General features: G+C 68.2%; 10 protein-coding genes. 6 read left to right on the forward strand and 4 right to left on the reverse strand.

The features are described from left to right. Positions 1-195 precede the first annotated feature (195 nt). The 4 genes from ACWDTS_RS18335 to ACWDTS_RS18350 all read left to right on the forward strand — a co-directional run bounded on the left by ACWDTS_RS18335 (position 196) and on the right by ACWDTS_RS18350 (position 6,238). Complete coding sequence (locus tag ACWDTS_RS18335) at positions 196-1,650, forward strand: class I adenylate-forming enzyme family protein (RefSeq protein ID WP_450108949.1); 1,455 nt, start codon at positions 196-198, stop codon at positions 1,648-1,650. An 82-nt stretch (positions 1,651-1,732) separates the two neighbouring features. Beyond that, positions 1,733-3,532, forward strand: a complete 1,800-nt coding sequence (locus tag ACWDTS_RS18340; protein WP_450108838.1) for a DUF3556 domain-containing protein — start codon at positions 1,733-1,735, stop codon at positions 3,530-3,532. After that, on the forward strand, positions 3,529-4,956 hold the full coding sequence (locus ACWDTS_RS18345; RefSeq protein WP_450108839.1) for a phytoene desaturase family protein: 1,428 nt from the start codon (positions 3,529-3,531) through the stop codon (positions 4,954-4,956). The genes ACWDTS_RS18340 and ACWDTS_RS18345 overlap by 4 nt, the downstream gene beginning before the upstream one ends. Next, a complete protein-coding gene (locus ACWDTS_RS18350; protein ID WP_450108840.1) occupies positions 4,949-6,238 on the forward strand; it encodes a PucR family transcriptional regulator in 1,290 nt (429 codons plus the stop codon). The genes ACWDTS_RS18345 and ACWDTS_RS18350 overlap by 8 nt, the downstream gene beginning before the upstream one ends. A 55-nt stretch (positions 6,239-6,293) precedes the next feature. Here the strand turns inward: ACWDTS_RS18350 and ACWDTS_RS18355 are convergent, their stop codons facing one another. Next, positions 6,294-8,345, reverse strand: coding sequence for a PhoX family protein (locus ACWDTS_RS18355; RefSeq protein ID WP_450108950.1), 2,052 nt, complete (start codon positions 8,343-8,345; stop codon positions 6,294-6,296). Between the two features lie 809 nt (positions 8,346-9,154). On the opposite strand from ACWDTS_RS18355, the gene ACWDTS_RS18360 reads away from it, so the two are divergent. Continuing rightward, the gene (locus ACWDTS_RS18360) at positions 9,155-9,973 is read left to right on the forward strand and encodes a glycoside hydrolase family 19 protein (protein ID WP_450108841.1); all 819 of its coding nucleotides are present in this window, start codon (positions 9,155-9,157) and stop codon (positions 9,971-9,973) included. Here the strand turns inward: ACWDTS_RS18360 and ACWDTS_RS18365 are convergent, their stop codons facing one another. Together ACWDTS_RS18365 and ACWDTS_RS18370 are read right to left on the reverse strand one after the other, a co-directional pair. Next, entirely contained in the window at positions 9,974-10,717 is a 744-nt protein-coding gene (locus ACWDTS_RS18365; RefSeq protein ID WP_450108842.1) for an amino acid ABC transporter ATP-binding protein, read from the reverse strand. It abuts the gene before it with no gap. An 8-nt stretch (positions 10,718-10,725) separates the two neighbouring features. Beyond that, complete coding sequence (locus ACWDTS_RS18370; RefSeq protein WP_450108843.1) at positions 10,726-12,525, reverse strand: ABC transporter substrate-binding protein/permease; 1,800 nt, start codon at positions 12,523-12,525, stop codon at positions 10,726-10,728. Between the two features lie 115 nt (positions 12,526-12,640). Between ACWDTS_RS18370 and ACWDTS_RS18375 the strand changes: the two genes are divergently transcribed. Further along, positions 12,641-13,447, forward strand: coding sequence for an acyl-CoA thioesterase domain-containing protein (locus tag ACWDTS_RS18375; protein WP_450108844.1), 807 nt, complete (start codon positions 12,641-12,643; stop codon positions 13,445-13,447). 145 nt (positions 13,448-13,592) lie between these two features. On the opposite strand, the gene ACWDTS_RS18380 is transcribed toward ACWDTS_RS18375, so the two are convergent. Continuing rightward, positions 13,593-14,546: a winged helix-turn-helix transcriptional regulator gene (locus tag ACWDTS_RS18380; RefSeq protein ID WP_450118769.1), complete on the reverse strand. Its 954-nt coding sequence runs from the start codon at positions 14,544-14,546 to the stop codon at positions 13,593-13,595. Between the last annotated feature and the right edge of the window lies 1 nt (position 14,547).

The raw sequence follows: 14,547 nt of genomic DNA on the forward strand, positions 1-14,547 counted from the left end.
CATACAGAAGGCCCGCACGCGGGGCTTTTGTGCTCCGGGGACAACGCCGCGCCGGAACTCGAGCCCGCGAGGCCCTGGTTGATACGTGACATGCGTCACTACCGTTGCGGTCATCCCCCGAAGGAAGGACCGACCGCCGTGACGACCGACAGCACCGTGACAATCCACAGCGCCGAGACGCTCGACCCCGCGACGATCGAATACCTGGTGTGGCATCGCGAGTCCGACCGGCCGTGCGTGCGTGACGACTCCCTTCAGCTCACCTACTCCGAATTCGCCAGCCGGGTGGACGGTTTCGCGTCCCAGCTGCAGGAGCACGGGATCGGAGCCGGGGACGTCGTGGCGGTGATGCTGCCCAACCGCGCCGAACTGCTCGTCGCGCTGATGGCCGCGTGGCGGCTCCGGGCGACGGCGACCCCCGTCAATCCCGCGTTCACGGCCGCGGAGGCCGGCTACCAGATCGACGACGCCGGAGCGGTACTCGTGCTGGGCACCGGCCCCGAGTCGCCGTCTGCCGGGCGGCCGCTGATCCACGTCGACGACATGGTCACCGCACCGCCGGCCGGGTGGACCGCCGGTGACGATCCCGCCGCCGACGACACCGCACTGCTGATCTACACGTCCGGTTCGACGGGCCGCCCCAAGGGAGTGCAGCTCACGCACGCGAACCTGCAGTTCATGGCGGCATCGTTCCGGACGCATCTGCGGCTCACCGAATCCGATCACTGCCTGCTGATCCTGCCGCTGTTCCACGTCAACGCGATCGCCGTCAGCTTCCTCACACCGATCCTGGCCGGGGCGCAGCTGAGCATCACCGGCCGGTTCTCCCCCGCCCGGTTCTTCGACGACGTCGCCACGCTGCGGCCGACCTACTTCTCGGCCGTGCCCACGATCTACGCCCTGCTCGTCTCGCAGCCCGCGCAGGCGTCGCTGGACACGTCCTCGCTCCGGTTCGGGATCTGCGGTGCCGCACCGATTTCGAAGGAACTCCTCGATCGGGTCGAGCAACGCTTCGGGCTGGTCGTGGTCGAGGGATACGGGCTCACCGAAGGAACCTGTGGGTCCGCGTGCAACCCGATCGACGGTCCCCGCAAACTCGGCACCGTGGGGCCGGCACTGCCCGGTCAACGCATCGGCATCGTCGACGAGAACGGAAACACGCTGCCGCCCGGGCAGATCGGCGAGGTCGTCATCGAAGGCCCGAACGTCATGGCCGGCTACCTCGGCCGGCCCGACGAGACCGCCCGCACCGTCGTCGACGGACGGCTGCACACCGGCGACGTCGGCCGCCTCGACGAGGACGGCTACCTCACCCTCGTCGACCGCATCAAGGACATGATCATCCGGGGCGGAGAAAACCTGTACCCCAAGGAGATCGAGAACGCACTCGCCGAACATCCGGCGGTGCTCGAATGCGCCGTGATCGGCGCACCCCACGACGTGTACGGCGAGGTGCCGGTCGCGTACGTGGTGACCTACCCCGATCGTGAAACCACCGAGGAGGAACTGCTCGCCCACGTCGCCGACCGGTTGACGCGGGTGAAGGTACCCGAAGCGATAGTCCTGGTCGACGCTCTGCCGCGCAACCCGGTCGGCAAGATCGACAAGCCCGGCCTACGGCGCCGCCACTCGGTGCCCGCCGACGCCTGACCCCTTCCCCCACAGCTCGTCCACTCGACTCGCCGGCAGCAGGCCGGTGAGGCGATACACCCTACCCAGGAGGCGAATTCCCATGGGATTCAAGACCGGCAACTTCCCCGAGGTGGACCCCTCGACATTTCGTGACCGACCGTTCCGGGACCGTCTGCGCGCCATGTCGACCCACTGGGTCGACCACGGGTTCGGAACCCCGAAGATGGTGCACACCGTCTACATCCTCAAACTGGCGATCCTCTACGTCGGCGCGGGCACCGCACTGGCGACCCTCACGTCGGGACTGTCGTGGTTCGACGTCGCGTCGTGGTGGAACCAGCCGATCGTCTACCAGAAGCTGATCCTGTGGACGGTGCTGCTCGAGGCGCTCGGTCTCGCCGGTTCGTGGGGCCCCCTCGCCGGCCACTTCAAGCCGATGACCGGCGGCTTCCGGTACTGGCTCAAGCCCGAGACGATCCGGCTCCCACCGTGGCCGGACAAGGTGCCCGGCACGGCCGGTGACCGCCGCACCGTCGGCGACGTCCTGCTCTACGCCGTGCTGCTGGCGAACCTCGTTGCCGCCGTGGTTCTTCCGGGTGTCCATACCGGTTCGCTCGACGCACTCGTCGCCGACAACGTCGGCCTGGTCCGGCCCGCCGTCGTGGCCCCGCTGATCGCGCTGCTCGTCGTGATCGGCCTGCGGGACAAGGTCATCTTCATCGCGGCTCGCAGTGAGCAGTACCTCCCGGCCATGGTGTTCTTCACGTTCCTGCCGTTCGTCGACATGATCGTCGCGCTCAAGCTGCTCATCGTCACCGTGTGGGTCGGGGCCGGTGTCTCGAAGTTCGGACGCCACTTCGCCATGGTCGTGCCGCCGATGATCAGCAACACGCCCTGGATGCCGTCGAAGCGCATCAAGCGCATGCACTACCGCAGTTTCCCGAACGACCTGCGCCCGTCGCACCTGGGCAGCGGCGTCGCCCATGTCCTCGGCACGCTCGTCGAGATCGTCACCCCGGTGATCCTGCTGTTCTCCACCAACCGCACGGTGACGCTGCTCGCGGTGCTGCTGATGGTGGCGTTCCACTTCTTCATCGCCTCCACCTTCCCGCTCGCGGTCCCGCTGGAGTGGAACCTGCTCTTCGCGTACGCCACCGTGTTCCTGTTCTGGGGCTTCCCCGCGTGGGAGGGCTACGGCGTCGGCGACATGTCGTCGTGGTGGCTGGCGGGCGGTATCGCCGCCGCGCTGTGCTTCTTCCCCGTCCTCGGCAACCTGCGGCCCGACCTGGTGTCGTTCCTGCCGTCGATGCGGCAGTACGCCGGCAACTGGGCGTCCGCGACCTGGGCGTTCGCGCCGGGCGCGGAGGAGAAGCTCGACCGGCACATCGTCCGGGCCGCGAAGAACACTCGCACCCAGCTGCTCGAGACGTACCCGCCGGAGGTCGCGGACGTCGTGATGCACCAGCTGCTCGGCTGGCGGTCGATGCACAGCCAGGGCCGCGCGCTGTTCTCCCTGATGATGCGGCACCTCGGCGACGACATCGACACCTACGACCTGCGTGAGGCCGAGTTCTCGTGCAACTCGATCGTCGCCTTCAACTTCGGTGACGGGCACCTGCACAACGAACACCTGATCGCCGCGATCCAGCGCCGCTGCAACTTCGCGCCCGGCGAGTTCGTCGTCGCCTGGATCGAATCGCAGCCCATCCACCGCGGCGTGCAGGAATACAAGGTGATCGACGCGGCGGTCGGCGTGATCGAACGCGGCACCTACAAGGTCGCCGACGCGGTCGCCGAGCAGCCCTGGCTGCCCAACGGCCCGATCCCGTTCGACGTGCAGTGGACAATGGACCGCAGGGGCGCACATCGCGACGCGGACGATCGGGAGGTCCTGGCGTGAGCACAGCGGTCGTGGTCGGCAGCGGGCCCAACGGGCTTGCCGCCGCCGTCCACCTCGCCCGTAGCGGTGTGGACGTCCAGGTTCTCGAAGCGGCCGACGAGATCGGTGGCGGCACCCGTTCCGGCGAGCTGACCGTCCCCGGCCTGGTCCACGACCACTGCTCGGCCTTCCACCCGATGGGTGCGGGCTCCCCCTACCTGCAGACCCTCGGCCTCGAGCGGTACGGGCTGCGGTGGCGGTGGCCCGAGGTCGACTGCGCACATCCGCTCGACAGCGGTGAGGCCGCGCTGCTGTACCGGTCGCTCGACGCCACCGCCGCCGGACTCGGAACAGCCGACGGCGCGCGGTGGCGCCGGATGTTCGCGGACCTGGCCGGCGGGTTCGATGCGCTGGCCGGGGACCTGATGCGCCCGGTCCTGAACGTGCCGAGGCACCCGCTGCGGCTGGCCGCGTTCGGTCCCCGGGCGCTGCTGCCGGCCACGGTGACGGCACGCTGGTTCCACACTCCGAAGGCCCGGGCGCTGTTCGGCGGGGTGGCCGCACACGCCTACCACCGGCTGGATCGGCCCGCGACCTCCGCGGTCGGGTTGATGATCGTCGCCGCGGGTCACCGCTACGGATGGCCGGTCGCGGAGGGTGGATCGTCGGCGATCACCCGCGCGCTCGCCGCGCAATTGGCCGAGTACGGCGGGAAGATCCACACCGGTGTGCGGGTGCGACGCACCGCGGACATCCCGGCCGCCGACGTCGTACTCCTCGACGTGGCCCCGGAGGGCGCCCTCGAGATCTTCGGCGATGTGATGCCGTCACGGATCGCGAAGTCGTACAGGAAGTTCCGGCACGCGCCCGGCGCGTTCAAGGTCGACTTCGCGATCGACGGGCCGATCCCGTGGACCGACCCCGAATGCGGTCGCGCCGGGACCGTGCACCTCGGCGGGGAGTTCGACGAGGTCGCCGCTGCCGAAAGAGCGGTCGCGTCCGGTCGGATGCCGGAGCGGCCGTTCGTGCTGCTGGGTCAGCAGTACGTGGCCGATCCCACCCGCTCCCGTGACGGCGTGAACCCGGTGTACGCCTACGCGCACGTGCCCGCCGGATACACCGGGGATGCGACCGAGGCCGTCGTCGCCCAGGTCGAGCGGTTCGCACCCGGATTCCGCGACCGTATCGTCGCGACGACGGTGGCCACCCCGGCCGATCTGGCGCGGGACAACCCGAACCAGGTGGGCGGCGACATCATCGGTGGTGCGAACGCCGGTGTGCAGGTGGTGTTCCGGCCGCGGATCGCCCTCGATCCGTACGACATCGGTGTCCCGGGGGTGTACCTGTGCTCGGCGTCCACCCCGCCCGGCGCGGGCGCACACGGCATGTGCGGCTACAACGCCGCCGAATCCGCGCTGCGCCGGCTACGGAGTGGCCGTGGCTGATCCGGCGGCCACGAACGGCACAGGGACGACGACGCACGACGAGGTTCGCCGCGTCGTCGGTGAGATCGCGCAGCGGTTCGGGGACCGCCAGCAGGAGATCACCCGCGCGCTGACGACCATGATTGCCCGCGAGGTGGCCCGGCTCGACGAGGACCCGCTGCTCGTCGAACTGCTCGAGGCGAGCGTGCACGGCAACATCACGACGATGATCCACGTGCTCGCCAACGATATTCCCACCGAGCACCTCCAACCTGCCACGGCAGCAGTGGAATACGCGCTGCGGCTCGCGCAGCGCGACGTGTCGTCGCACTCACTGGTTCGGGCCTATCACCTCGGGCAGAACGAGTTCATCCGGATGTTCGTCGACGAGGTCCGCTCGATGGACCTGCCGACGAACCTGGCGTTCGATGTGATCGAGAACGTCTCGTCGGTCGTCTCCCGGTACATCGACCGGATCACCCTGGACGTGTTCGACGCGTACGAGAAGGAACGTCAACGGTGGTCGGCGGTCCGCGGGAACGTGCACTCGGCGCTCATCCACGGACTGGTCGAGGGAACCGAAACCGACACTGCCGCATTCGAATCCGAAACCGGATACCGCCTCGACCGGTGCCACGTCGCGATGATCGTCTGGTCCGCCGTCGAACCCGCCGACGGAGGTGTCAGTCCCCTCGACCGGCTGGTCCGCCGCATCGCCGAACACCTGAGGGCCGACGGCCCTCCGATCCTCACCGCCGTCGACCGCCGCACCGTGTGGGCGTGGCTGCCGTTCGGCCGGCGCCCGCCGACGATCGACACGGCCGAACTCGCCGCGGTCGTCGGCACCCACTCCACCGGCCGGGTGGCCGTCGGGCTGCCCGCGACCGGTCAGGCCGGATTCTGCCGCAGCCACGAGCAGGCCAGGGCCGCGTATTCGATTGCCATGGTGCAGAGCACCTCACATCGCCGCGTCATCGGTTTCGGTGACCGCGGTGTCGCTGTCGTGTCCCTGCTCGCCCGCAATCTCGACGCCGCACGGGCGTGGGTCGGCGAGGTGCTCGGTCCCCTCGCGGACGACACCGAGCAGGCTGCGATGCTGCGGGAAACGCTGAGCACCTATTTCGCGACCGGCGAGAGCCACCTGCACACCGCCGAACGCATGAACCTGCACCGCAACACCGTCAAGTACCGGGTCGGCAAGGCCCTCGGCGACCCCACCCGCGCACCCGCCACGCACGACAAGCTGGACGTCGCGCTCGCGTTGCAGGCCTGCGAGTACCTCGGCAGTTCCGTGCTGCGCTGACGCGCCGGTGTGCCTTTGTGGCGATGGGGGCCGCCAGAAGGGCACACGAGGGCGTTCACGCCCACTTCTTCCACACCACCACGACCGAAGGTCGCGGCTGGGCGGTGCCACCGTCGGGCCAGTGCGACGCGGGAGCGTCCCACGACGCGTCGTCGGTCTCGCCCGGATGCTGTACACACACCAGGACGCGGTTCTCCTGGACGACGGGACCACACGTCTCTGCGCCGATCGGAACGGTGAGGAACTGCTTGGTCTCGCCGCGGCGGGGCCCGTCGAGCACGACCGCGAACAGGCCGTCGTTGGATTTCAGGGCGTTGCCGTCGGTGCTGATCCACAGGTTGCCGTGCGGATCGAACGCGAGGTTGTCGGGGCACGAGATCGGGCTGACCTGCGATTTGTCGAATCCACCGAAGTAGGTGTCGGCCGCTTCGGGATCGCCGCACACGAGCAGCAGATTCCAGGTGAACGTGGTGCCGGCGTGGTCGTCGTCGAGCTCGAGGACCTGGCCGTTCTTGTTGTTCGCACGCGGATTCGCTTCGTCGGCAGCGGGTTTGCCGTCTGCGCCGCGATTCGAATTGTTGGTCAAGGCGACGTAGACCTTGCCGGTCGCCGGATTCGGTTCGAAGTCCTCGGGCCGGTCCATCTTGGTGGCACCGACCTTGTCGCCGGCGAGACGGGTGAACACCGCGACCTCCTCGGCCGACATTCCGTCGACCAGAGACTCTGCGGAACCGTCTTCGCCCGTGCGCAGCAACGGAATCCACGTGCCGCTGCCGGCGAATGCGCCACTCTCCGGCAGGGTTCCGGTGCCGTCGATCGTGTCGGGGTTGTCGCCGGTGAGCTGCGCGACGTACAGGGTGCCGGCGTCGAGCAAGGTCATGTTGTGCCGCATCGCCGCTTGCGAGTTCCCGGCTTGCATCTTCCGGGACGAGACGAACTTGTACATGTAGTCGAAGCGTTCGTCGTCACCGCTGTACGCGACGACCGTGCCGTCGGGGGTGATGTGGACGGTCGCGGCCTCGTGCTTGAACCGGCCGAGCGCGGTGTGCTTGACCGGCACGGACGTCGCGTCCCAGGGGTTGACCTCGACGACCCAGCCGAAGCGGTTGACCTCGTTCGGGTTCGCCGCGACATCGAAGCGCGGATCGAATCGCTCCCACTTGCGTTCGGATGCACCGCCTTCGATTCCGTAGCGGGTGAGCCGTTCGGCGACGATCGGATCGGTGACCTGCTCGGCGTTCGCGAAGTACTGGTTGAAGTTCTCCTCCCCCGACAGCACCGTGCCCCACGGGGTGAGTCCGCCCGAGCAGTTGTTCAGTGTGCCGAGCACTCGGGTGCCGGTCGGATCCGCAGCGGTCTTCAGCAGGTCGCTGCCGGCCGCGGGCCCGGTGACGGCGAACTCGCTCAGGGCGGTGATGCGCCGGTTGTACGGACCGAATTCCGGTGTGAGATGCCCCGTTCCGGGCTCACCCTTGACCTGCACGACGGACAGTCCGTGGCCGGCCCAGCCGATCCGCACGTGCTCTTCGGTGGGATTCTCCGCGTCGTACCCGGCGAACATGAACGGTTCGGTCGTGTATTCGTGATTGACGACCAGCAGATAGGTGTGCGGCACGCCGTCGACGGGCAGCAGGCCCGCGAAGTCGTTGTTGAACCCGAACTGCTTCTCCTGCGCCGCCGCGGTCTGATTCTCGATGTCGAATGCGGGGGCATCGGGCAGCACCGGGTCGCCCCAGCGGATCACCACGGCCTGCTCGTAACCGTCGGGGACGGTCACCGCGTCCGCGGTGTTCGGTGGTACGGGTGTGAAATCGGTTCCGGGAGCTGCCGGTCCAAGATCACCACTGCCGGGCGCCGGTGCCTCCCCGGCGCTCGCGTCGTCCGAGCACGCCGTGAGCACCCCGCCCGCGCCGACCGCGAGGACCGCCATCGCACCGCCGCGCAGCACTCCGCGCCGCGACACCGCACCCCGCACGATGTCCCCGAAGTACGTCCCTTCCGAACTGTTCGGTACTGCGTGCGAGCAGGCGTCGCCGCACTTGTAGCGGCACGTGATGTTCGCCCGTGACGACTTCCCGTCGTGGACGAACAGGGGCAGGTTTTCGATGCGCACGTGATCTCCCTCGTCGATTCGCTTCGGGGGCACCGTAGAAGGCGCAAACGAGACAAACGGAACGAACAGATGAACAGGGAGCGACGGCTTTTCGTCCGGTGGATGCTCCGGGTCCGCGCAAACGGACCGGTCGGTTATCACCCTTCCGCTTGTTCCGAGCCGGGGCCGGAGCGGTCGTAACATTCCCCGCAGTCCCTTTCGGAACCCGTGTGACAGATGTGGAGCAGTGAATACCGATGGGGCCGACCGGTTTCGCGCTGATGTGCAGAGTGGAGGGGTCCGACACGGTGTTGCGGACCCCTGTAGCGACTGTGTGATGGGACACAAATATGTAACGGTTGGGCGGTCGACGAACGATGGATGTGTCCTATTTGTGTCATGCGGGACGCAGGTGCGGGGCACGTCGGCCCTGAGCCGGTGGGCGGGTCGGTCGACAGTCTCGCCCCGGAATCGGTCCAGCTACGAGTCCTGTTGAAGCGCAACGAATCCCACGTCATCGGCGTCGGTCGCCGGAGTGGCCGGGTGAGGCCGATCGGTCGCCGCAGCCCCGGCCTCCGGGTGCCGTGATCGGGCGATTCGGGGCGCACCGAATCGAGAGCGAATGCGCTGGGTGCCGCCTTTCGGCCGCAAACGTGACATGGATCACGATACCTTGAAAAGCGCCCTACCTGCGCCGTTACCTGGATGTGACCTTAAGGCCGCTCGATGGTGATCCATCCGGGAACAAAGACTTCCCTTCGGTAACGCCCGCGGCCGCCAGTTTCGGAGGCCGAACCCGCTCGGCCGATCTTGGAGCACGACCCATGTCAGTTTCATATTCGCGCCGTTTGCGTGCCGCCGTCGCCGCGGCCGCCATGATCACCACTGCCACCGCCGCCGTTGTGGCGAATACGTCCGCCGCCAACGCCGATACTGCCTCCGTCGTGCCGGCTCGGTTCGATCAGCCTCGTGAGCAGCTCAAGGCGCTGGATTTCGAGGCCCTGTCGACCGCGGGGTGGAGTGGCGCCGCCGACGCTGCCACCGCCGAGCCGGCAGCGTCCACGGAGCCGGCCGAGGTCGCGCCCGAGCCTGCCCCGGCACCTCCTCCACCGCCCGCCGTCACCCCCGACGAGCTGGCTCGCATCGTGCCCGGTGTCCAGCCCGAGAAGATCGAGCAGTACATCGCCCCGCTCAACGACGCGATGGTGCGCAACGGCATCGACACACCGGTCCGGCAGGCAGCGTTCATCGCCCAGCTCGCCGTCGAGTCCGATTCCTTCCGCACCTTCGAGGAGTACGCCTCCGGGCGCGCCTACGAGGGCCGCCGCGATCTCGGCAATACCCAGCCGGGAGACGGCGTGCGCTACAAGGGCCGCGGCGCCATCCAGATCACGGGTCGTCACAACTACGAGAAGTTGAGCCAGGCCACCGGAGTGGACTTCGTCGCGCACCCCGAACTGCTTTCCGCGCCGGAGAATGCCTTCACCACGGCCGCCTGGTACTGGACGTCGCGCAACCTCAACCAGGTCGCGGACACCGCCGGAATCGTCCGGGTGTCGGAGATCGTCAACGGTGGCCACCACGCCCTCAACCGGCGTATCGCCGACTTCGAGCGGGGCCTGAATGTGCTGATCCAGCCGTAATCAGAGGACTTGCGACAGGAACTGTTGCAGCCGTTCGGTTTCCGGGCTGTCGAACAGTTGGTCCGGGGTGCCGGTCTCGACGACCGCGCCGTGATCCATGAACACGACGGTGTCCGACACCGACCGCGCGAAACCCATCTCGTGGGTGACGACGACCATCGTCATGCCGCCGGCACCGAGATCCGCCATCAGCGCCAGCACGCCCTTGACGAGTTCCGGGTCGAGCGCGGAGGTGGCTTCGTCGAAGAACATCACTTGCGGTTTCATCGCCAGTGCCCGCGCGATCGCCACGCGCTGCTGCTGCCCGCCGGACAGATTCGCCGGCCGCGACTCGGCCTTGTGGGCGAGACCCACCAGTTCGAGCTGCTCGACGGCGAGTGCCCGGGCCTCGTCCTTCGACATGCCCTTGAGCTTGCGGGGCGCCAACGCGATGTTCTCGATGACCGTCTTGTGCGGGAACAGATTGAAGTGCTGGAACACCATGCCGATGCGCTGACGCAGCGCGTCGGGGTTGTCCTTCAGCACCGACTTCCCGTCGAGCAGCACGTCGCCGGCGTCGGGTTCGTACAGGCGGTTGAGCACGCGCAGCAACGTCGACTTGCCGGATCCGGACGGCCCGATCACGGTGACGGTCTTCCCCGCGTCGACGTGCAGGTCGACGCCGCGCAGCACCTTGTTGGATCCGAACGCCAGGTGCAGCCCCGTGCCGGTCAGCGAGACACCCTCGAGAGTCGGAGCGGTCATGGTCGTTCTCAGCCTCTCTCCACGACGAGGTCCTGCTCGAGCGGGTCGAGCGTGACTTCCTTCCGGCCGACGCGCAGCCGATGGTCGATGTAGTTCACCAGGTGCGTCAGCGGCACCGTCAGAATCAGATAGAACAGACCGGCGGCGACGAGCGGCGACAGGTTGCCGGTCTGGGCGTTGAGGTCGCGGCCGACCGCGAACAGCTCACGTTGCGTCGCGAGCAGGCCGAGGAAGTAGATCAGCGACGAGTCCTTGATGAGGGCGATGAACTGATTCATGAGCGCGGGCAGCACGCGGCGGACACCCTGCGGCACCACCACCAGCGACATCGACCGCCGGTAACTGAAGCCCAGTGCTCGCGCAGCTTCCATCTGCCCGGCCTCGACCGACTGGATGCCGGAGCGGAAGATCTCGCCGATGTATGCGGCGGCCAGCAGCGCCAGCGCCGCCGCGCCGAGCCAGTACGGATTGTTGCCGGTGAGGCCCTGCACGACCGGTCCCACCCCGAGGCCGACGAGCAGGATGATCACGACGGCGGGCAGTCCCCGGAAGATGTCGGTGTAGACGCGGGCGGGCCAGCGCAGCCAGCGGGTACGGGAGATCCCGGCGACCGCCAGCAGCATGCCCAGGATCGTGCCGGCGATCCCGGAGGTCAGCGCCAGGATCAGGGTGTTCGGCAGGCCGGTCTTCAACAGATCCGGGAACGCTTTCTGATACAGCCCCCAGTCGAAGAAGGTCTCGCGCAGCTGCGTCAGCGTCGACTTCTGCTCGGCGGCGGGCGTGCCCGCCGGTTCGGTGCCCGTCTGGGCGGCGAGCGCCGCGAAGTCGGGCAGTTCCGGTTCGGGTGCGGCCTTGCTGCCGGGCTTCCATCCCTCGGGCAGCTCGCGCGGCACCCATTCGGTGTACAGCTCGGCCCACGTGCCGTCGGCGATCACCGCGTCCAGACCGGAGTTCAGCGCGTCGATCAGCGGCTGGTTCTCCTTCGCGACCGCCCAGCCCACGAAGTTGTTGACACTGAACGTGTTCTCCACAATGGACGTGGGGTCACCCGGTGCGATGGCCCCTTCGGCCTGCTGCGACGGCGCGACCCACGCGTCGATCTGGCCGGTCTTCAGATTCGCGTACGCGGTGTTGTAGTCCGGGAACTTGACCGGATCGAGCTTCAGGGTGTTGACGACGTAGTCGTCCTGCACGGTCCCCTGGACGACGCCGATACGGGTGGAAGCGTTCAGATCCGAGAACCCGGTGATCGGGCTGCCGTTGGGCACCACGAGTGAGAAATAGCCGAAGTCGTAGCCGTTGGTGAACCCGACGAGATTGCGGCGCTCGTCCGTCGTGGTGATCGACGACGAGCCGACGTCGAAGCGGCGCCCGGCGACCTGCGCGAGGAGCCCCGCGAACTCGGTGCCGACGAACTGCACCTCGAGTCCGAGCTTCTCCCCGATGGCCTTCAGAACCTCGTTGTCGTAGCCGGTGAACACACCCTCGGAGTTCACGCAGATGCTCGGCGGGGCGTCGGACAGCGTGCCGACGGTCAGGACACCCGGGGTGATGAGCCCCAGCCGCGACGTGTCGATGCTTTCGAGCGGCACCACGTCCGGGGTGGTGTAGCGGTCCTCCGCTTCCGTCGCGCCCTGCGCCAGGTTCGTCGGCGCGGCCGACGCGGACTCGATTCCCGGGGGCGAACACAGGTCGCGGGTTCCGGAGGCGTCGTCGCCCGACGAGCTGCACGATGTCAGCACGAGCGCCAGCAGCATCGTCAGCAGTATCGCGAACGCGGTGCGGAGTTTCCTCGCCGATCCGACCATGTTCGGAGCCTAGACCGACGAGCACGGGTTGAACGGGAACATTCGACACTGTCGGACCGCACGGTCCACGGACCCGCCGTGACCTCTCGCACGACCGGTCCGGAGAATGCGGAGCATGGGACGTACCGAACGCGGATATTTCACGGAGGTCGACGGCCGGTTCGTGCCGACCGAGTTGGCGACCAGTCCCTGGTCGTCGGACATGCTGCTCGGTCCGTGCGTGTGCGGGCTGTTCGCCCGGGAACTCGAGAACCGGCATGCGGTGGAGAACTGGGTGCCGTCGCGGCTCACCGTCGATCTGTTCAAACCGGTGCGCACCGATCCCGTGACGGTCGAGACGACCCTCGTGCGCGACGGCAACCGCATCCGGGTGGCCGACGCACAGATGCTGCAGAACGGTGACGTGGTCGCGCGCGCGACCGTCGTGTATCTCCGTCCGTCGGAACAGCCGCCCGGAACGGTATGGACCCGCGACGAACATCCGGCGCCGCCGCAGAGTCGCACGGATGACCCGGAGACCGGATTCGTGCCGACCTGGTTCGGCAGCGACGACCACCCGGAGGGTTGGTCGCAGATACGGTCCGAGCATCAGAATTCGAGCCGTAAACGCATGTGGGCCAGACAATTTCCGGTGATCCTCGGCGAGAGGATGTCCCCGTTCGTGCGGACCGCGATCGTCGGCGAGGGCACGAGCCTGGTCACCAACTGGAGCGAGCAGGGCGTCGGATACATCAACGCCGACCTCACCCTGACCCTGTCGCGGCTGCCGCTCGGTGAGGAGGTCGGAGTCGAGGCCGATCACCACATCGGCGAGGACGGTGTCGCTGTCGGCACCTCGGTGCTGTTCGACAGCCGCGGCCCGTTCGGCGCCGGCATGGTGGTGGCACTGGCGAACAAACACCGGCAGGTCGACTTCGGCTGAGCCGACCCGCCGTCCTTGCGCACCCCCGTCTTTCTCCGAGCGAGCGGTACATTCGGTCGATTGAAGGAGACGAGCGATACATTCGCTCGGAAGAACGGGGCCGCGCGCTCGGAAAACGGGGGTCGGAAGACGGAGCTGTCGGTCCCTACCCGTTCGCGTCGGGTACATCCTCGATCGCGATGGTCGCCGCGTGTACGGTGCCGTCGCACCGGTCGCAGACGAGTCTCGGCAGGAACGGCGCCCCGCATCCCAGGTGCACCGTTTCGAGCGCGGGGCCCTCGGGCGCGTGGAACCAGCGTTGTCCCCACGCGATCATGCACGCGATGACGGGGAAGAACGCCAGGCCCTTGTCGGTGAGGTGATAGGTCACCCAATCGGCCCGGCCGGGATGCGGGCGCGGCGCGAGCACGTCGAGTTCGGTGAACCGCCGGAGCCGATCGGTGACGACCGCCGGCGGTGCCCCCATCTGCTCCGCGAATTCCCCGAATCGGGTGGCGCCGCGGTGCGCGGAGCCCAGCAATGCCGCCGACCAGCGGTTGCCGACCAGTTCCATGGTGTGCGGGACGATGTCCGGGGTGCGGGCCGCACGCCCGGAGCGACGACGACCGGCCGCGGCGGGCACACACCGCGACCACTCGCCGCTCGGTCCGGTCCGCACGCTCACGTCGTGCGCGCCGGCCGGGGCCCCGCACGCGGTGCAGACGAGCCGCGGCACGAACAGCTGCCCGCACACGGTGTGGCGCCGACGCGGCAGACGCGCTTCCGCATCGGCCGACCAGCGCTGCTCCCACGCCCACATGCTCACGAGCACGGTCCACACGCTGCGTCCGCGTGCGGTGAGCACGTACTCGTGGCGTACCGGTTGCTGCTGGTAGGCGACCTTCTCGAACAGCCCGGCCTCGGTGAGCCGGCCCAGCCGCGCGGTCAGCACCGCGTGGGAGACGGGACCGCGTGCGATCCAGTCGCCGTACCGGCGTGCGCCGAGCAGTGCCGAGCGAAGGATCCACAGGTTCCATTCGTCGCCGAGGATCCCGAGGGTCACCGCGAGCGCGTTGTCGCCGCCCGGTTCGAGCGTGGTGAACGTGGTGGTGCCGGGCACC

Source organism: Rhodococcus sp. NPDC003383 (assembly GCF_053589115.1).